Raw genomic sequence first — 16,713 nt, 5'->3', positions numbered from 1 at the left:
TCCATTACTTCAATGTAAGAAATTCTGCAATTGGGCCAAGTACTAACATCGGGAAGAATGTTAACGCACCAACAATTACAATTGTTCCGATAAAGATCCCTCCAAATAAACCATTATCCGTACGGAATGTCCCGACTGTTTCTGGTACTACCATCTTCTCTTTCAGTGAAGCTGCAACAGCTAGCATCGTAATTAAACTGAAATAGCGTCCTAAAAACATAACTAAACCAGTCGTAATATTCCAAAACGGTGTATTATCCCCCAATCCTTCAAATCCAGATCCGTTATTCGCAGCTGATGATGTATACTCATAAACAACTTGCGTTAAACCGTGGAAACCTGAATGAGAAATTGCATCCGTTCCTAAGCTTGTTGAAAGAGCTAATGCTGAAAACCCTAAAATAAGCAATGGATGAAATAAAATCGTTACCGCAATCAATTTCATTTCCTTACCTTCAATTTTCTTACCTAAAAACTCCGGTGTCCGTCCAACCATTAAACCAGATATAAAGACTGCAATAATTGCATACATAATAATGTTCACAAAACCTGCTCCAACACCGCCGTATACTGTATTTAACATCATATTTACGAGTGGAACTAGACCACCAATTGGTGTTAACGTATCATGCATCGTATTAACGGCCCCTGTTTCCGCAGCTGTCGTTACTGTCGCATAAAGGGAAGAAAATACTGTTCCAAATCGGACTTCTTTTCCTTCTGTACTTCCTTGTACATGTTCGATACCCATTCCATTTAACACTGGATTTCCATGTAATTCAGATGTCGTAATCGTTATAAATCCTAGTAAAAACACCATGAATAGTGACACGAAAAGGATACGACCTTGTTTTTTATTTCCTACCATTCGTCCGTACGTAAATGGAAGTGCTGTTGGCAATAACATCATAAGCATCATTTGCAAAATATTACTCATTTGCCCTGGATTTTCAAAAGGATGTGTAGAGTTTGCCCCGAAAAATCCACCGCCGTTATTTCCAAGTTCCTTAATTGAAACGAATGATGCAACTGGACCACGTAAAATACTTTGCTTCGCACCATCAATTGTTTGTGCCGTAACTGCCCCGTCTAACGTTTGTGGTACACCAAGTGCGACAAAGACCAACGCCGCAATAAATGCGATAGGAAGAAAAACTCTCGTTAATGCTCTCGTAAAATCAACGAAAAAATTACCAAGTTCTTTTCCAGCGAGCCCTCTTATAAATGCCATAACGAGCGCTAACGTCGTTGCTGGTGCCGCAAACATTAAAAATGTAATCCCGATTAATTGTGATAAATAAGATAAGCCATTTTCACCGCTATAATGCTGTAAGTTTGTATCAGCCATAAAACTAATTGCTGTATTAAAAGCGAGCGTAGGCTCCATCCCTTCAATATGCGCTGGATTTAATGGCAATACGCCTTGTAATCTGAAAATGAAATATACGACAACAATCATAAATCCATTGAGTAAAACTAATGATAATGCGTACTGTTTCCACGTTTGATTGTATGCTTTTACACCCGTAATTTTAAAAATAAGTTTTTCAAAAGGCCCGAATACTTTATCTAGCGTTTTACTACCTTGAAAGGCTTTCTCTAAATAAATTCCCGTTGGCTTTGCTACTAAAATAAACAAGAGCATTGTAATAACGACTGCAACCCAAATCATAATGAATGATTCCCCCTAATTAAAACTTTTCTGGATTTAATAATGCGTACACTAAGTACACCGTAATCGCTGCAACAATAACCGATAAGGCAATCATCATGATTGCTTCCCTTCTTTCACAACTTTATCTGACCAACTTGCAAGACTTGCCATCGATGCGACTAACCCAACAAAAATACCGATCATTACAACATCTAACATAACTACCCCTCACCTTTGTTAAAATTTACCATCTAGTTATCAAAAAAAGAACACTAAGCTCTACTTAGTGTTCGAAACGAACAACACAAAGTAAACCTCCTCTCTAAACGCTTACGAGGTTAGCTGTCGGATTCGGGCCTAAAGAGTAGCCCTACTTTCAAAATTGAAAGATTCACCCCAAGTGACAATGCACAAAATTGGTTCCCCCGCTCCATTTCTGGAACTCAGCGATTTTAGGTTTTTTTTGGAAATTTCATGAATGATTTATGAGAGTAAATATACTCCTCTATATTTAACTTGTAAAGAGGAGAATTTCTTAAAATACGAAAATATTCCGTCATTTAAACGTTTACATTGAGTGTTATTAATATTTTTTCATCTGTTTTCTTGTCTTTTCTTTCTTTTTCATAAAAATGATCCTTTAAATATGAAATAAAAAGAGCGAATTACATGAAGTGCATAGCTTGTTGCACTCAGCATTCGCTCTTTTTTCATTCAACCTTTATTCTCCACGCAAAAAAGCACGCAAATTTCTCCCTCGAATATAAACTTGTGATAATTCTGCATGTAACTGCTCATATTCGGTAATATCCGTCTCTAAATACAAAACATCTTTTGATGGTAATATAATATATGGCCCTGGAAAAAGAGGATCGAGCACTACCAATTCGTGAACTCTCTCTACCGATATCGCCCAACGATTCGCTATATCTCCTAGTAACAACACTTTCATCTTCATTTCCCCCACCTTATTCAAAAAATAAAAAAGAAATATTATCACAGTTCGTAAACACTACAAATTTAGCTCCAATTGTTTCATAGAGCCTGGCCGGATATCGTTTATTCCTTGTAACAACAGTAATAGGCGCTTGAAAAGAAAAACGAATGCGTTCTGTGAAGAAACTAACTATCGGAAGCTCATCTCCTAGTAAAATCACCTTCTTAATATGCTCGCAAATACTAGTAAAATCCTGCTCCTTAGTACAGCTATAAGTCCAATCAAATCCACAATTTCTAACTTGATCTGCTATCTCTTCATTTGCTGTAAAAATAATTAACTCATGCTGAAATGCTGCTAGCTCTCTTAAACTCTTTACCTTATTTTCTTCTCCAACGCAAATAAGCGTTAATTCCATGTACCTCATCCTCCTTAGCATAAAAGAACTCAAACATAGATTGATATTCTCCTATACTAATCAGACCGACGAAGTGATATATCCATCATGGCACCGCCCTCTCTCAAGACGCTTACGAAGTTAGCTGTCGGATTCGGGCTTTGAGAGTAGCCCTACTTTCAACATTGAAAGATTCACCCCTAGTGACGACGCACAAATTGGTTCCTCCGCTCCATAAATTTGAATTCAGCGTATTACAAAATAATCTATTTCCCCCATATAATACGGAATGAAAAACAGATTCTGGCTGATATATTACTCCTGAATTTGGAAAAAGTAAACACAAAAAAAGCCAGTTAACAAACTGGCTTCTCGTATCTTTATACATGCGTCTTATTCAATTTATATGCAAAATGATTCGTCGGCCCATGACCACTTCCAATATTCAATGGCTCTTTAATTGCTATACTAATAAATCGTTTTGCTTCTTGAACTGCCTCTTCCATCAAGTAGCCTTTCGCAAGTCCTGCTGTAACCGCTGAAGCAAATGTACACCCACTTCCGTGCGTTTGCTTCGAAGGAATTCGTTCACTTCTAAATTCAATAAACTGCTCACCATCAAAGAGTAAATCAATTACTTCATTACCTTGATATTCTGCATGTCCGCCCTTCATAAGCACATATTTAGCTCCTAATTCATGCAATACTTTTGCAGCTTCCTTACTATCTTCTACATTATGAATCTCCATTCCAGTTAACACTTCTGCTTCAGGAACATTCGGTGTTACAACAGTTGCTACTGGCAATAAATATTCTTTTAATGCTTGTACTGCTTCTTGTTGTAATAATGATGCCCCGCCTTTTGCAATCATAACAGGATCTAGCACAATATTATTCCAACCAAATTTCTTAATATGCTCTGCCACAATTTGAATAATTTCACTACTAAATAACATTCCCAGTTTTACAGCATCTGGCGTTAAATCCGTACCAATTGAATTCAGCTGCTCCGTAATCCCTTCTAAAGAAATAGGATATACCCCTTGAACGCCAAGCGTATTTTGAGCAGTAATTGCTGTAATAGCCGTCATTCCATACACACCAAGCTCTTGGAAAGTTTTTAAATCTGCTTGAATTCCAGCGCCGCCTCCGCTATCAGACCCTGCAATTGTTAAAGCTTTATTCACTTTCATCCCACTCATCCTTTTCTACCCAAAATAGCGATGATAAATTGTTTTCGCTTCGCTTATATCTTTCGTTCCATGCACAAGTACACGACCATCTTTGAAGGCAACTAATCTCTTTTCTCCAACAGAAAAGGATAATAAATATGGATTTATATTTAAATCAGTCACACGATCATTCAGCAATTTTTTATATTGTTCAAAATCCATTTCCTCTTTATGAGGTGGTCTAATTTGAACTGTATTTCTCCCGCATAACACTGCTGTTTTTGAAGTGTTTTCCTTATTTAAATACGGATATACTGCCCGTTCACCACACGATAGACAATTATGTTTACGAAGCTTTCGCACATTCATACATGAATACTCATTTTTCCATACATCAAATGACACAAGCCCATCTCGAAGCGAGTCATAATCTTCTACTAACAGTTTAAGCGTTTCCGTTACTTGATGAGAAACGACGAGAGATACAGCAGGTGATATAATCCCCGCTGTGTCACATGTCGCTCCGCCAAGTGGAATCGATTGTAATAAACAAGATAAACATGGCGTTTTTCCTGGAAGAATAGTATAAGAAAGACCGTAACTCCCTACACATGCCCCATAAACCCATGGAATAGAATATTTTTGCGATATATCATTCACAATGAAACGTGTTTCGAAATTGTCAGTCGCATCGATGATTACATCAACATTTGTAACGAGTTCTTCCAACTCTTCAGCCGTTACATCCTGAACGAGAGCTTCTACTCTTACTTCACTATTAACCTCTTCTAGACGTTTTTTTGCCGCTACAGCCTTCGGAAGATTATTCTCTACATCACTCTCTGCATACAATTGTTGTCTTTGCAAATTACTCCAATCTACATAATCGCGGTCAACAATTGTTACCTTACCAACGCCTGCCCTTACAAACATCTCTGCATTTGCACTACCTAATGCACCTGCACCGATAATAAGTACATGCTTTTCTCCTAGCTTTTGTTGCCCTTCTTCCCCAATTGGAGAAAATAGTTCTTGGCGAGAATATCGATTATTCAACTACGCTCATTCCTTCTAAAGGACTACTTGCTGTCGCGCAGCGCTTGCGTGCAATACGACCTGCTTCAAACCCTAAACGACCTGCCTCAATACTTAATTTCATTGCTTGTGCCATCTTAATAGGATCTTTTGCTCCCGACACAGCTGTATTCAATAACACACCATCCGCTCCTAATTCCATCGCAAATGCCGCATCAGCTGGGCTACCAATACCTGCGTCAACGATAACTGGTACTGTCGCTTGTTCAATAATGAAGCTTAAATTTAATGGATTTACAATACCAAGTCCTGATCCGATGGGTGATGCTCCTGGCATAATCGCATGCACGCCAAGTTCTTGTAGTTTGCGTGCTAATACAACATCATCAGATGTGTAAGGAAGAACGATAAATCCTTCTTCTAGTAACATTTCAGATGCCTTTAACGTTTCTACTGGATCAGGTAATAACGTTCTATCATCACCAATAACTTCTACTTTTATCATGTCACAAAGTCCAGAAGCTTTTGCTAATTTTGCAATACGAACAGCTTCTTCAGCATTTTTTGCTCCTGCTGTATTCGGTAGTAACGTATATTTTTTTATATCAAGTTTCTCTAATAAATTAGGCTGCTTCGCATCAAATATATCCATACGACGTACTGCGAATGTTAAAATCTCAGCCTCAGAAACATCAATTGCCTTTTGCTGCACATCAAAATCAGGGAATTTCCCTGTTCCTAATAAAAGTCTAGAATGAAATGAAAATTGTCCAATGTTTAACATAATCAACCGCCTCCTACGAAAGTTACAATCTCAATTTGGTCCCCATCAAAAACAGATGTATCGTTATGATCATCTTTTTGTAAAATATCTTTATTACGTTCTACTACAACAATTCTGTTATCTAACTCTAAATGTGTAAGTAGCCCAGCTACTGTTTTTATACTCTCTGGTACTTCAATTTGCTTACCATTAATTTTTAAATTCAAACTTCCATCCCCTTTCTAAACCGTTTTAGAAAGCAATGAATCTAGCAAGTGATTCTCCTGCTTTCCTTCTATTAAATCAGCCATATACTGACCAGAAACAGGACTTAATAAAATGCCGTTTCGATAATGGCCCGTACAAGCATATAAACCTTTTATTTCTTCATGCTCTCCCATATAAGGAGCTTCATGATTAGACTGCGGTCTTAACCCAGCCCACGTACTTTCCCATTCTGCTTCTTTTAAAGCAGGCAATATTGTGTAGGCACGCTCTAATATGGAAGTAATACTTTCTGGTTGTACAGACTTATTAAACGTATGAGGCTTCATTGTTGCCCCAATTACGTAACGGCCACCACGTTTCGGCGTAATATAAAAACGTTCTTGGAAAATAGGAGCTTTCAAGAGCGGTTTCTTGCTTCTTACTGCAACAACTTCACCCTTCACAGGATACGTGCCCCAATCACTATGGAAATAATGTAGCAATTTCGTACTCCATGATCCTCCGGCGATAACGACTTTTTCACATGTGATTACACCTTCGCTTGTCACAATTCCAGTCACTTTATTATTTTCAATACGAATATCAACCACTTCTGTTTGTTCATATATATCAGCTCCGGAAATTGCTGCAGAATGTGCGAATGCTTTCGTAAGCTCTGGTGCAATAACGTGACCATCTTTCGGATAATATACCGCTCCTATAATTGACTCGGAAAGAAACGGTTCTTTTTCCCGTAAATGGTCCCCCGTTAGAAATCGGGAATCTTCACCTGTTTTCTGCTGCCAATCCATAATATGAAGAATTCTTTTCTTCTCATCTTCATTTTGAGCGATGCGATAAATGCCCTTTTCTTCATACCCAATATCGATGCCTGTTTTTTCACGTAAAACTGCTGCAAGTTGTGGAAATATAGCACGGCTTTCTCTAGCAAGCTCAAACAACGGATCATATGCATCCCATTCTGCCTGAACACCGAGCAAACCAGCAGCTGCTTTCGAAGCTTCAGATGCGATTCTTTGCTTCTCTACAATCGCTACTTTATGCCCTCTTTCTGCTAGAAAGTGTGCAACTGAACTACCAATTACACCTCCGCCAATAATCGCTACATCATACTTCTTACACATGTTTTTCCGCCCACTTTCTTATTGATTCCTTATAAGATTTCGCCTTGCTATACGGATTACTACTGCTTATAATCCCGGACATAACAGCAATGCCACTTACACCATTTGCAAGAACATCACCTGTATTTTCAGGGGTAATCCCACCAATTGCAGTTATTGGTATGGATAAACAACTTGCCATATGAGCAATTTCTTCTAATCCTCTCGCTGGCACACCTTTTTTACAATCTGTCGGAAATACATGACCATAAACGAGTGAATCTGCTCCATTTTTAAATGCTACTATCGCTTCATCTAACGAATGTACTGAATAACCGACATGCAAATAAGAAAATTTTTCTTTCACTAACCTTACATCTGCGCTTCTGTATCCTAGTTGAACACGAGGAATATTTAATAGAATGGCGATATCAATTCGATCATTTATAACAAGCTTAGATGGCGGAAAGCCTTTTTTTAAAAGACTTTCCACACCTTCATACAATTCCTTCGTACTCTTCTCACGCTCACGAATATGCAAATAATCAATCTCGCTCTCAATTTGCATCGCTACATTCACTAATTCTTCAAATGGCATATGGCCATTTGAGATTACATGGAGCTCATTTTTCATATTCATTCGCCTACTTTAAAATGTTTTCAAATAATTCATCGGCTGGTACGATTTCTTTCGTCATTCCTTTGTCTTTCAACCATTTGTTTTGTTTCTCCCATGACTCTTTTGAATCTGATAAGAATGGCTCATCTTTCGTTTCCATCTTCTCTAATAAAATTTTCATACTTTCTTTTTCAACTTCTGGTACAAGCGGGAAGTTTTCTTTTTCTTGATGATCTAATAAAATATTTAATGCTTCATCGGGTTTTTTCTTCATAAAGTCATACCCTTTTTGTGCCCCACGTAAAAAGGCTTGCAATGCTTCTTTATCTTTTTTCAACGTTTTATCACCCGTTACAAACACAAGCTCATGATAGTTCGGTACACCATAATCTGCTGGATTAAAGTATGCTGGTTCATGACCTTCATGACGCATAACAGGTACTTCATGGTTAATGTATGCCCCTGTTACCGCATCCACTTTTTTCGTAATTAATGCTGGTACTAAATCAAAGCCAACATCGACTACTTTCACTGTATCTGGATTACCACCAGCTTCTTTTACCATCGTTTTTAAATACATCTCACTTAAAGGTGTTCCAGAATATCCAACTGTTTTCCCCTCTAAATCTTTTGGCGATTGAATGCCTGCTGATTTCAGTGATACAACATGATTTAACGGTGAACGTACGACAGCTCCAATTGATTTCACTGGAATTTGTTCATTTGCTTTTGCCATGACAACATCTGGTTGATAATACAAACCAACTGTCACTTTCCCTGCTGCCGCTAGCGTTAATGGATCAGTCGGATTAGAAGGGAATTTAATATTCACCTTGACTCCTTCTTCTTTAAAGTATCCTTTTTCAATTGCCGTATAAATAAAGCTATGTACCGCATTCGGGTACCAATCAAGCATTACTGTTATTTCTTTTTCTGATTTATTCTTATCTGATGCCGAGTTACTCGAACATCCTGCAATCATTGCAACTAATAATGTAAACACAAAGATGCGTTTTAATAATTTCATGAATGTTTCCTCCAACTAATAAATTTCTTTTCTAATATGGAAATAAGTATGACGAAGAAAATAGCTAATAATGATAACAATACAATGGGTGCAAATACACCAGCTCCGTCTAACTGCGTCATCATTCTTTTACTGAAATATCCAAGCCCAGCTTGTGCACCGAGCCATTCTCCAATTGCTGCACCAATCACACTAAGCGGAACTGCAATTTTTAACGCTGAGAAAAAGTAAGGAAGAGCAGATGGCAACTTTAGCTTTAGAAAAATATCTTTTTTCGTTGCACCATATGTAACTAATAGCTCCTCCCATTCTTTTTTCGTACTGCGCAGTCCATCATATGTATTGACCGCAATTGGGAAAAACGTAATTAAAACGGTAACAACAACCTTACTCCAGATGGTATATCCAAACCATAAAACGAAGAGCGGTGCAAGCGCAGTAATCGGGATTGTTTGTGAAGCAACTAATAACGGATAAAATGCTCTTTCCATCCACGTACTCGCATTCATTAACATTGCTAGCCCTACGCCCAGTACGATAGAAATAACAACGCCTATTAAAACGACGTACAACGTTGCAGGTAAATGAACCGTAAATAATATATCTTTCAGCGCCCATATCTTCATTACAATTGCAGAAGGTGATGGCAAAATGTACATCTCATCTACAATTCTTGCTCCTACTTCCCACAGAGCAAGTAAAATTCCACTTAATATAAGGGCAGGTAATAACTCCTTCAAGCGATTCATCATACGAGTACCTGCCTTTGTAACATACTAAGGAGCTCTTCTTTAAGCGCTAACACTTCAGGCTTATATAAATCTTTTCTTGTTCGGTTACGATCAAGCGGCACAATTCGCTCAGTTAAAGTTGCTATCGGTTGATTTTCTACAACCAAAATTCGATTAGAAAGAAACAATGCTTCTTCAACATCATGAGTGATAAATAAAATTGTTTTTTCCCACTCTTTCCATTGTTCAAACAACCATTCTTGCAAAGATGCCTTCGTTAAAGCGTCCAATGCGCTAAACGGTTCATCTAACAATAATATCTCCCCGCCTGTTAATAAAGTTCGGATAAAAGATACGCGTTGCCTCATACCACCAGATAAATCTTTCGGATATTTTTTCTCGTACCCTTGTAAACCAAATTTATGTAACAGTTCTTTCGCTTTTACTTGCGCTTCTTTCTTCTGCACACCTTGGCACTCTAGCGGCAGGGCCGCATTCTCAATAATCGTCCTCCACGGCAAGAGCATATCTTTTTGGGGCATATACCCTACAGAATGACTCTTTGTTTCTGTCAGCTCTATCTGTCCAGTACCTGCCTCTTCTAAGCCTGTAATAAGGCGAAATAAAGTACTTTTCCCGCATCCACTCGGTCCGATAATACTTACAAACTCTTTATCTTGTATAGAAGCATTTAATTCATTGATGATTGGTTTCTCATCATAATGAAAGGAAACATTATGAAACTGTAGTATGTTCTTGCTCCTCAAAACCCCACATCTCCTTACGATAAGCCATATCCCAGAATAAATATTCAAATCGGCTGGAATATAAGAAAATCTCCTCTAATCGGTCTAGCTCTTTCTCTGACTTTCCAACTGCTATTTCATTTAATAAATCTATTAACCAAATACAAAGGTTACCGTATTCTTCAGAACTATATCCTTGAATCCACTCTCCAAAGAACTCATGATCTCTTGCTCCAGGAATATCATTTAAACGCTTTCCAATCTCCCAATAACTCCACATACATGGAAGTAAAGCTGATATTAATTCAGCAATTGTGCCATTTTGAGATACAGACATCATGTAATTTGTATAGGCTAAATTTTTAGCAGATGGTTTCGCAGATTCTATCTCCTCTACAGTAATGCCAAGTTTATTTGCATACTGTTTATGGATCGTCATTTCTCCATTTAAAATCCCATCAATTTGCTCTGCAAATTTTGCCATAACTTGTGGATTCGTTGCCTTTACAACCCCAATTGCATATAGCTTTGCATAATCTAACAAATATAAATAATCTTGAATAATATAGTACTGGAATTTGTCTTTTTCCAACGTACCATCCCCCATACCTACTACAAACGGATGATTATGACTTTTCTCCCAAACAGGCTGCACCGTATCAAATAATCTTTCACAAAATTTCATTAATAATTCCCCTTCCTATATATCTATTTATCTCAATAAAAAAACCACTTCTGTATATAAGAAGTGGTTACAGCAAATAAAATTATAATTTATTCGTTGTTCCACTTCCCTTCGCTAGTATTATCTAGATCAGGTGTTGTAAGGGTTAAGGATTATTCCTCTCTCAGCACGAAAAGCACCCCTAGTGGTGTTAATATGAAATTTTCAAATAAAAAAGCCCCGTTTCTATACGCAAAGAAACGGGGACTCATTGTTAATGTCCGAATTGCTTCCCTACGCTAGCATAATCTAGATCAGGTAATAAAAAGGATCAAAGGCTTACGGCCCTACTCTCAGCTGGCAACACCAGCCCTCCTAGCAAACTATAAAATTATCACTGTCAGTATAACACCGCCATAAGACATCATCAACTGTTTTAATTTTCTTAATTGAGAATTAATTCTTAACATGTTAAACAAATATAAATGCGACCTCACAAATGATATATACAATATTTATATACGAATCTCTCTTCTGACATTATTTTTATTGATTTCATATTACATTTATGTGAATACGACCAATATATTATATCTTTATACTATAATAAAATTACAACTATACAACTAGAGGAGGTCTTTATTACATGAATATGAAAGCCACAGCTTTAACAGCAACTACTATCGCAATTGCTTCTTTACTTCCTTCTATGGGAGAATCCGATATACAAACAGCGGCTGCTAAGCAACCATCTACAGTAAAAACTGGATATGTAAAAATTGACAACGTTGCACTACATCAAAATAGCCATACAGACAGTGCAATAATTGATACCATTCGATTTAATAGCCCGGTTACTATTCTTGAAACAGTTCAAGATTGGTATAAAGTATCTGTTAACAACAAAACAGGCTATATGAAAAAAGATGCAATTCTATTCAAAAAAAATTTTCAACCAAAGTCTCAATATATCGTAAATGCAAACGCATTAAACGTTCGTTCTGAACCTAATACAGAGTCTTCTATTCTAGATATATTACCAAATGGTCAATTCATTACCATTCAAGGTGAACAAGGAGATTGGTACAAAATATTACATAACGGTCAAATTGGTTACGTACAAAAAACATTTGTATCTAATGGATCCACACCTCTAGTAAAAGGTGTAACAGTACAAGGTTCTCCTTCGTATACTGTTGCAACACCAAAATTAAATGTACGTAGCAATGCTAGCACAAGTGGCACTCTACTTGGCTCATTACAAAATGGTACACAAGTACAAGTAGTAGAAACGGTAGGTACTTGGTATAAAATTCGTTTTGGCACAGGATACGGATATGTAGCAAAACACTATGTAGTGCAAAATCAACCACAAGCTAAAACAGCTCAACCTGCATCAATTCCAGCAGTTTTCAAATTCCCTACTCAAGGGAAAATCAGCTCCACTTTTGATATGCGCTGGGAGCAAATGCATTATGGTATAGATATAGCAGCACAAGGAAATGTCTCTATTCAAGCTGCTGCTGTAGGTAAGGTTGTGAAATCTTATTATTCGGCTAGCTACGGCAATGTCGTGTTCATCGCCCATCAAATAAATGGGAAATTATATACAACAGTTTATGCTCATATGAAGGATCGCACTGTACAAGCTGGTGATCAAGTACAAACTGGACAATTAGTAGGTCATATGGGAAACACAGGTCATTCATACGGGCAACATCTCCATTTTGAATTACATAATGGGGAATGGAATTTTGAAAAAACAAATGCAGTAAACCCACTGCCATATTTAGTTAGGTAAATTATATGCCACGCAATATACCTCTCTTTATTGAATACCTGGCCTTTTTAGGTTTAATCTGTTGTTTAATCATTTATAATACGAACACTGTATTTTTATCTATTATTATTGCTTTTGTTGCTTTAGAAATCATTATGGAAGCATTACAAATGCGGCTAAAACAAAAAATTGCCCATATTTATAATGTAATTTTTCTTTTAAGTGCTCTTATAACAAATATAATTAGTAATGGTTTTTATTTATCTACCGTACTTCCTGTATTCTTTATAGGTGTTTTATTATTCATAGCTAGATACGTTCATGTTCCTAATAACCAAAAACATGAACAAGAAGCTTAGAAAGAGGAGACACTGTGTACCAATCTTTCAAAGATAATCCAATGAAATATATATTGAATTTATATGAAAAAATGAATACTTTTTTTGGTATACAAGGAAGTTATACTGCACAATTTCTCCTTTATGGAATGTTATTTCTTATCTTAGTTACTTTCTCCTTACTTTACTAACAAAAAAAGGATCTCACATAAACTTGAGATCCTTTTTAATTTATATTAATTTTTAATATGTAAAATATGGTTTATCCACAAGCATATTTTTCATAAATGAAACTAAGATTATATTTTTTCTCTAAGCTCATTCTTTGTTCATCGTCGCACCAATAGAAAAGAATATCATGAATCGTTGCATAACGCTTATTTTTAAGAAATAGTTTAAAGAATGATGGTAAACAATCATGTAATTGTATAAATATATAATTGCGTAGTATTTCTTCTTTGTATTCAATTCCCTTACAAATATACAGTAATTCTTCACAGTAATATGCATGCTGTGGAACTTGGATCATTTCGAAAAATGGTACATATGATAGTAGCTTTCCAATAAAATGACCATACCGATCCATTACCCCTATCGTCATATGCTCCATCATTTCTTTCATCACATATAAATAATCATCTACATGAGTTGTCTTTAAAGGGTCTAATCGATCGGAAATTTGTGAAAGTACAGCTCTTTGACAAGCTAAAACCGCTTGACTAGGTCCATAATATGATAGGAAGTCTGTACACTTACGATACTTTCGTAATAAGTCATGTGTATATAAATCATACACAAAAGTATTACAATACATTGCCAGACTCATCATATCACTATTTAATTGCTCTTTTGACAGTAGCTTAGCTCGCTTACACATATAAAAGAATGTAAATTCCAATACTTCTTTATGAGATAATAGATGTTTGCAATCTGTTATACATTTCTCATTAAATTTAACTCGATCCCAAATTTCTACATCCTCAGCTGTTAATTCACCAATACGATATTTAATAATTAAATAGTTTAAAGCAACTGCCTTCGTCAAAAGATCCCATGTTTCATACTCCAATGAAGTTCGGACAAATTCATCTAGCCCTTGGGTTATCATAAAAGCATTTGCCTCTTCATACCAACCAATCTCTTGACATAAACGAAGAATACGTACTAGAGTTGGAATTTCATCTTTATGAAACTGCGGTAAATTCTTTACTTTATTCATGCCATATACGATAAATGGCGCTAAATTTTCTTCTTTATAAAATTCTTTTTCTTTCCATACTAATATAGTTCGCTCTTTCCCTTCACCTTTTGGATGACAAGGTACAAGCAAAGAAAATAACTCAGCGAAATCATTTGGTTCTATATATGTATCTGTAACCAAATTCCAATTTGGATCGCCCTGTACAGCCCTCATATAATTCCCCTTCCCTTTTTATCCCGCTATTTGCGGGCAGTAAGACTCCCACCTCAAAATTCTGCGAATGCGAGGAAGTTAGGTAGGAGATAAAACTGCCCATAAAAGCCCGATTGGTTCAACTAATAATTATTTTGGGATGGACACCCCCCAATAATTAAAGTTTCACTTTATCTATGTAGGAAATATTAATTCATTATTACATCATTAACAATGAATATTGTTATATTCAAAATCTATCATAATACTTATATCTCTCAGTATATCATTTTTTCTCTTATTAAAAATCAGGAATGACAAATTTAAAAAAACTTTCAAAAATATTGACGCTATACTTATTATATAATGTCTCAGATACATCACGCTAACATATTAGTTTAATCCGTATATACTAGAATGATGTATCTGATCTTTATAAATAGTTTATTCCGTATGCTCTGAGATTTCACTTAAAGCAAACCCTGCTTGATCATCTGCTGATTTTCTTATAGCTAAATCACCTAGTGCTAGCATCCCAACAAGTTGACCGCTCTCAACAACCGGTAACCGTCTAATTTGATATTGTGCCATTAATTCTGTAGCTTTTTCAATAGAATCATCTGGAGAAACTGAAACAATGTTTGTTGTCATTACATTTGTAATTTGATTAGATCCAGGATGTTTTTCAGCAATCCCACGAACAACTAAGTCTCGATCAGTAACAAGCCCAACAACTTGTTTATTTTCAATAACAGGAATCAATCCAACCGATTCTTCCTTCATTTTTACAGCTGCCTCATATACATTGTCTAATGGTGTACAATGTACGATATGAGTACTCATAAGTTCTCTAACTTGTGTCATTTTTCATCTCCTCCTTTTAATACATACCATAGCTTTTCCTAAATCGCTTTATTTATTTCAGGAAAATAAGGTGATAAAAAGAGGCTTATACATAATAAAAAAGAGTCAGCAATATGCTGACTCTTTTTTTATGACCCGTACGGGATTCGAACCCGTGTTACCGCCGTGAAAGGGCGGTGTCTTAACCACTTGACCAACGGGCCATGGCTCCGCAGGTAGGACTCGAACCTACGACCGATCGGTTAACAGCCGATAGCTCTACCACTGAGCTACTGCGGAATATATATGGTGGGCCTAAATGGACTCGAACCATCGACCTCACGCTTATCAGGCGTGCGCTCTAACCAGCTGAGCTATAGGCCCATACTTTACAGGGGCAGTAGGAATTGAACCCACACTGGAGGTTTTGGAGACCTCAGTTCTACCTTTAAACTATGCCCCTAAATGATGCCGGCTAGAGGACTTGAACCCCCAACCTACTGATTACAAGTCAGTTGCTCTACCAATTGAGCTAAGCCGGCATAAAAAAAAACAAAAAAATGGTGGCTCGGGACGGAATCGAACCGCCGACACGAGGATTTTCAGTCCTCTGCTCTACCGACTGAGCTACCGAGCCAACATAAAATGGCGGTCCCGACCGGGGTCGAACCGGCGATCTCCTGCGTGACAGGCAGGCATGTTAACCACTACACCACGGGACCATTGGTTGCGGGGACAGGATTTGAACCTGCGACCTTCGGATTATGAGCCCGACGAGCTACCGTACTGCTCCACCCCGCGACGATATTATGTTTTAAAAATAAATGGAGGAGGTAGAGGGATTCGAACCCCCGCGCGACTCTCGCCGCCTGTCGGTTTTCAAGACCGATCCCTTCAGCCGAACTTGGGTATACCTCCATGAAGGAAAAATTAATATCTTATTCATTTTTATATGTAACTAAACCACTTTTTAAAAAAATGGAGGAGGTAGAGGGATTCGAACCCCCGCGCGACTCTCGCCGCCTGTCGGTTTTCAAGACCGATCCCTTCAGCCGAACTTGGGTATACCTCCGACATATAAAAAATAAAGTGGAGCCTAGCGGGATCGAACCGCTGACCTCCTGCGTGCAAGGCAGGCGCTCTCCCAGCTGAGCTAAGGCCCCATGTTTTTGGGAAAATCGGGAAGACAGGATTTGAACCTGCGACCCCCTGGTCCCAAACCAGGTGCTCTACCAAGCTGAGCCACTTCCCGTTAATAAAAGCGCGCCCGAGAGGAGTCGAAC

General features: G+C 37.3%; 19 protein-coding genes, 12 tRNA genes and 4 riboswitches. Of the genes, 2 read left to right on the top strand and 29 right to left on the bottom strand.

Annotated elements, in window-relative coordinates; genetic code table 11:
- Positions 1 to 4: 4 nt before the first annotated feature.
- From kdpA to tenA, 15 genes are all read right to left on the bottom strand, one after another.
- Positions 5 to 1,672 carry a potassium-transporting ATPase subunit KdpA gene (kdpA, locus tag B5P42_RS00155; protein WP_113733343.1) on the bottom strand — a complete coding sequence of 556 codons (1,668 nt, stop codon included), beginning with the start codon at positions 1,670 to 1,672 and terminating at the stop codon, positions 5 to 7.
- Positions 1,673 to 1,691: 19 nt separating this feature from the next.
- Positions 1,692 to 1,772, bottom strand: coding sequence for a K(+)-transporting ATPase subunit F (kdpF, locus tag B5P42_RS00150; protein ID WP_000972378.1), 81 nt, complete (start codon positions 1,770 to 1,772; stop codon positions 1,692 to 1,694).
- Complete coding sequence (locus B5P42_RS00145; RefSeq protein ID WP_000887888.1) at positions 1,769 to 1,873, bottom strand: SipW-dependent-type signal peptide-containing protein; 105 nt, start codon at positions 1,871 to 1,873, stop codon at positions 1,769 to 1,771. Before B5P42_RS00145 ends, kdpF begins: the two co-directional genes overlap by 4 nt.
- A gap of 94 nt (positions 1,874 to 1,967) precedes the next feature.
- A riboswitch (cyclic di-AMP (ydaO/yuaA leader) is annotated at positions 1,968 to 2,113 on the bottom strand.
- Positions 2,114 to 2,375: 262 nt separating this feature from the next.
- Entirely contained in the window at positions 2,376 to 2,606 is a 231-nt protein-coding gene (locus tag B5P42_RS00140; RefSeq protein ID WP_061675212.1) for a hypothetical protein, read from the bottom strand.
- 16 nt (positions 2,607 to 2,622) lie between these two features.
- Complete coding sequence (locus B5P42_RS00135; protein ID WP_060749973.1) at positions 2,623 to 3,009, bottom strand: hypothetical protein; 387 nt, start codon at positions 3,007 to 3,009, stop codon at positions 2,623 to 2,625.
- 93 nt (positions 3,010 to 3,102) lie between these two features.
- A riboswitch (cyclic di-AMP (ydaO/yuaA leader) is annotated at positions 3,103 to 3,250 on the bottom strand.
- A gap of 118 nt (positions 3,251 to 3,368) precedes the next feature.
- Complete coding sequence (thiD, locus tag B5P42_RS00130) at positions 3,369 to 4,181, bottom strand: bifunctional hydroxymethylpyrimidine kinase/phosphomethylpyrimidine kinase (RefSeq protein WP_060749972.1); 813 nt, start codon at positions 4,179 to 4,181, stop codon at positions 3,369 to 3,371.
- Positions 4,182 to 4,196: 15 nt separating this feature from the next.
- On the bottom strand, positions 4,197 to 5,216 hold the full coding sequence (locus B5P42_RS00125) for a thiazole biosynthesis adenylyltransferase ThiF (protein ID WP_113733342.1): 1,020 nt from the start codon (positions 5,214 to 5,216) through the stop codon (positions 4,197 to 4,199).
- Entirely contained in the window at positions 5,209 to 5,979 is a 771-nt protein-coding gene (gene thiG / locus B5P42_RS00120) for a thiazole synthase (RefSeq protein WP_113733341.1), read from the bottom strand. Before thiG ends, B5P42_RS00125 begins: the two co-directional genes overlap by 8 nt.
- Positions 5,980 to 5,981: 2 nt before the next feature.
- Complete coding sequence (gene thiS / locus B5P42_RS00115) at positions 5,982 to 6,185, bottom strand: sulfur carrier protein ThiS (RefSeq protein WP_113733340.1); 204 nt, start codon at positions 6,183 to 6,185, stop codon at positions 5,982 to 5,984.
- 15 nt (positions 6,186 to 6,200) lie between these two features.
- Positions 6,201 to 7,310: a glycine oxidase ThiO gene (gene thiO / locus B5P42_RS00110; protein WP_113733339.1), complete on the bottom strand. Its 1,110-nt coding sequence runs from the start codon at positions 7,308 to 7,310 to the stop codon at positions 6,201 to 6,203.
- Positions 7,303 to 7,923, bottom strand: a complete 621-nt coding sequence (gene tenI / locus B5P42_RS00105) for a thiazole tautomerase TenI (protein WP_061675217.1) — start codon at positions 7,921 to 7,923, stop codon at positions 7,303 to 7,305. Before tenI ends, thiO begins: the two co-directional genes overlap by 8 nt.
- A 10-nt stretch (positions 7,924 to 7,933) precedes the next feature.
- A complete protein-coding gene (locus B5P42_RS00100; RefSeq protein ID WP_002140427.1) occupies positions 7,934 to 8,935 on the bottom strand; it encodes an ABC transporter substrate-binding protein in 1,002 nt (333 codons plus the stop codon).
- Positions 8,932 to 9,684, bottom strand: a complete 753-nt coding sequence (locus tag B5P42_RS00095) for an ABC transporter permease (RefSeq protein ID WP_033708337.1) — start codon at positions 9,682 to 9,684, stop codon at positions 8,932 to 8,934. The genes B5P42_RS00100 and B5P42_RS00095 overlap by 4 nt, the downstream gene beginning before the upstream one ends.
- Positions 9,684 to 10,433 (bottom strand): ABC transporter ATP-binding protein, encoded by a 750-nt coding sequence (locus B5P42_RS00090; RefSeq protein ID WP_113733338.1) that lies wholly within the window; start codon positions 10,431 to 10,433, stop codon positions 9,684 to 9,686. Before B5P42_RS00090 ends, B5P42_RS00095 begins: the two co-directional genes overlap by 1 nt.
- Positions 10,402 to 11,097: a thiaminase II gene (tenA, locus tag B5P42_RS00085; RefSeq protein ID WP_113733337.1), complete on the bottom strand. Its 696-nt coding sequence runs from the start codon at positions 11,095 to 11,097 to the stop codon at positions 10,402 to 10,404. Before tenA ends, B5P42_RS00090 begins: the two co-directional genes overlap by 32 nt.
- An 89-nt stretch (positions 11,098 to 11,186) precedes the next feature.
- Positions 11,187 to 11,290, bottom strand: a riboswitch (TPP riboswitch).
- Between the two features lie 60 nt (positions 11,291 to 11,350).
- Positions 11,351 to 11,463, bottom strand: a riboswitch (TPP riboswitch).
- 259 nt (positions 11,464 to 11,722) lie between these two features.
- On the opposite strand from tenA, the gene B5P42_RS00080 reads away from it, so the two are divergent.
- Both B5P42_RS00080 and B5P42_RS00075 read left to right on the top strand, forming a co-directional pair.
- Positions 11,723 to 12,877: an SH3 domain-containing protein gene (locus tag B5P42_RS00080; protein WP_113733336.1), complete on the top strand. Its 1,155-nt coding sequence runs from the start codon at positions 11,723 to 11,725 to the stop codon at positions 12,875 to 12,877.
- Positions 12,878 to 12,882: 5 nt separating this feature from the next.
- Positions 12,883 to 13,215 (top strand): hypothetical protein, encoded by a 333-nt coding sequence (locus B5P42_RS00075; RefSeq protein WP_002010638.1) that lies wholly within the window; start codon positions 12,883 to 12,885, stop codon positions 13,213 to 13,215.
- 241 nt (positions 13,216 to 13,456) lie between these two features.
- Here B5P42_RS00075 and B5P42_RS00070 read toward each other — a convergent pair whose 3' ends face one another.
- The 14 genes from B5P42_RS00070 to B5P42_RS00005 all read right to left on the bottom strand — a co-directional run bounded on the left by B5P42_RS00070 (position 13,457) and on the right by B5P42_RS00005 (position 16,682).
- Positions 13,457 to 14,608 (bottom strand): DUF3965 domain-containing protein, encoded by a 1,152-nt coding sequence (locus tag B5P42_RS00070; RefSeq protein WP_002125318.1) that lies wholly within the window; start codon positions 14,606 to 14,608, stop codon positions 13,457 to 13,459.
- A gap of 423 nt (positions 14,609 to 15,031) precedes the next feature.
- Positions 15,032 to 15,451, bottom strand: a complete 420-nt coding sequence (locus B5P42_RS00065; protein WP_002125317.1) for a CBS domain-containing protein — start codon at positions 15,449 to 15,451, stop codon at positions 15,032 to 15,034.
- Between the two features lie 131 nt (positions 15,452 to 15,582).
- Positions 15,583 to 15,654 (bottom strand) — tRNA-Glu (locus B5P42_RS00060).
- Position 15,655: 1 nt separating this feature from the next.
- Positions 15,656 to 15,730, bottom strand: a tRNA-Asn gene (locus tag B5P42_RS00055).
- 7 nt (positions 15,731 to 15,737) lie between these two features.
- A tRNA-Ile gene (locus B5P42_RS00050) sits at positions 15,738 to 15,814 on the bottom strand.
- A gap of 8 nt (positions 15,815 to 15,822) precedes the next feature.
- Positions 15,823 to 15,893, bottom strand: a tRNA-Trp gene (locus B5P42_RS00045).
- Positions 15,894 to 15,899: 6 nt separating this feature from the next.
- Positions 15,900 to 15,972 (bottom strand) — tRNA-Thr (locus B5P42_RS00040).
- A gap of 19 nt (positions 15,973 to 15,991) precedes the next feature.
- A tRNA-Phe gene (locus B5P42_RS00035) sits at positions 15,992 to 16,067 on the bottom strand.
- 9 nt (positions 16,068 to 16,076) lie between these two features.
- Positions 16,077 to 16,152, bottom strand: a tRNA-Asp gene (locus B5P42_RS00030).
- A gap of 2 nt (positions 16,153 to 16,154) precedes the next feature.
- Positions 16,155 to 16,231 (bottom strand) — tRNA-Met (locus B5P42_RS00025).
- A 24-nt stretch (positions 16,232 to 16,255) separates the two neighbouring features.
- Positions 16,256 to 16,348, bottom strand: a tRNA-Ser gene (locus B5P42_RS00020).
- Positions 16,349 to 16,409: 61 nt separating this feature from the next.
- A tRNA-Ser gene (locus B5P42_RS00015) sits at positions 16,410 to 16,502 on the bottom strand.
- 18 nt (positions 16,503 to 16,520) lie between these two features.
- A tRNA-Ala gene (locus B5P42_RS00010) sits at positions 16,521 to 16,593 on the bottom strand.
- Positions 16,594 to 16,608: 15 nt separating this feature from the next.
- Positions 16,609 to 16,682, bottom strand: a tRNA-Pro gene (locus tag B5P42_RS00005).
- Between the last annotated feature and the right edge of the window lie 31 nt (positions 16,683 to 16,713).

Origin of the sequence: Bacillus sp. SRB_331 (genome assembly GCF_003264175.1) — a bacterium.
Taxonomy (GTDB): Bacteria; Bacillota; Bacilli; order Bacillales; family Bacillaceae_G; genus Bacillus_A; species Bacillus_A mycoides.
This window is presented reverse-complemented; position numbering and strand designations above follow the sequence as displayed.

Excerpts from the sequence above, each read along its gene's own strand:
- kdpA (WP_113733343.1), bottom strand. The coding sequence starts at position 1,672 with ATGATTTGGGTTGCAGTCGTTATTACAATGCTCTTGTTTATTTTAGTA.
- kdpF (WP_000972378.1), bottom strand. The coding sequence starts at position 1,772 with ATGATGATTGCCTTATCGGTTATTGTTGCAGCGATTACGGTGTACTTA.
- B5P42_RS00145 (WP_000887888.1), bottom strand. The coding sequence starts at position 1,873 with ATGTTAGATGTTGTAATGATCGGTATTTTTGTTGGGTTAGTCGCATCG.
- B5P42_RS00140 (WP_061675212.1), bottom strand. The coding sequence starts at position 2,606 with ATGAAAGTGTTGTTACTAGGAGATATAGCGAATCGTTGGGCGATATCG.
- B5P42_RS00135 (WP_060749973.1), bottom strand. The coding sequence starts at position 3,009 with ATGGAATTAACGCTTATTTGCGTTGGAGAAGAAAATAAGGTAAAGAGT.
- thiD (WP_060749972.1), bottom strand. The coding sequence starts at position 4,181 with ATGAAAGTGAATAAAGCTTTAACAATTGCAGGGTCTGATAGCGGAGGC.
- thiG (WP_113733341.1), bottom strand. The coding sequence starts at position 5,979 with ATGTTAAACATTGGACAATTTTCATTTCATTCTAGACTTTTATTAGGA.
- thiO (WP_113733339.1), bottom strand. The coding sequence starts at position 7,310 with ATGTGTAAGAAGTATGATGTAGCGATTATTGGCGGAGGTGTAATTGGT.
- tenI (WP_061675217.1), bottom strand. The coding sequence starts at position 7,923 with ATGAAAAATGAGCTCCATGTAATCTCAAATGGCCATATGCCATTTGAA.
- B5P42_RS00100 (WP_002140427.1), bottom strand. The coding sequence starts at position 8,935 with ATGAAATTATTAAAACGCATCTTTGTGTTTACATTATTAGTTGCAATG.
- B5P42_RS00095 (WP_033708337.1), bottom strand. The coding sequence starts at position 9,684 with ATGAATCGCTTGAAGGAGTTATTACCTGCCCTTATATTAAGTGGAATT.
- tenA (WP_113733337.1), bottom strand. The coding sequence starts at position 11,097 with ATGAAATTTTGTGAAAGATTATTTGATACGGTGCAGCCTGTTTGGGAG.
- B5P42_RS00080 (WP_113733336.1), top strand. The coding sequence starts at position 11,723 with ATGAATATGAAAGCCACAGCTTTAACAGCAACTACTATCGCAATTGCT.
- B5P42_RS00075 (WP_002010638.1), top strand. The coding sequence starts at position 12,883 with ATGCCACGCAATATACCTCTCTTTATTGAATACCTGGCCTTTTTAGGT.
- B5P42_RS00070 (WP_002125318.1), bottom strand. The coding sequence starts at position 14,608 with ATGAGGGCTGTACAGGGCGATCCAAATTGGAATTTGGTTACAGATACA.
- B5P42_RS00065 (WP_002125317.1), bottom strand. The coding sequence starts at position 15,451 with ATGACACAAGTTAGAGAACTTATGAGTACTCATATCGTACATTGTACA.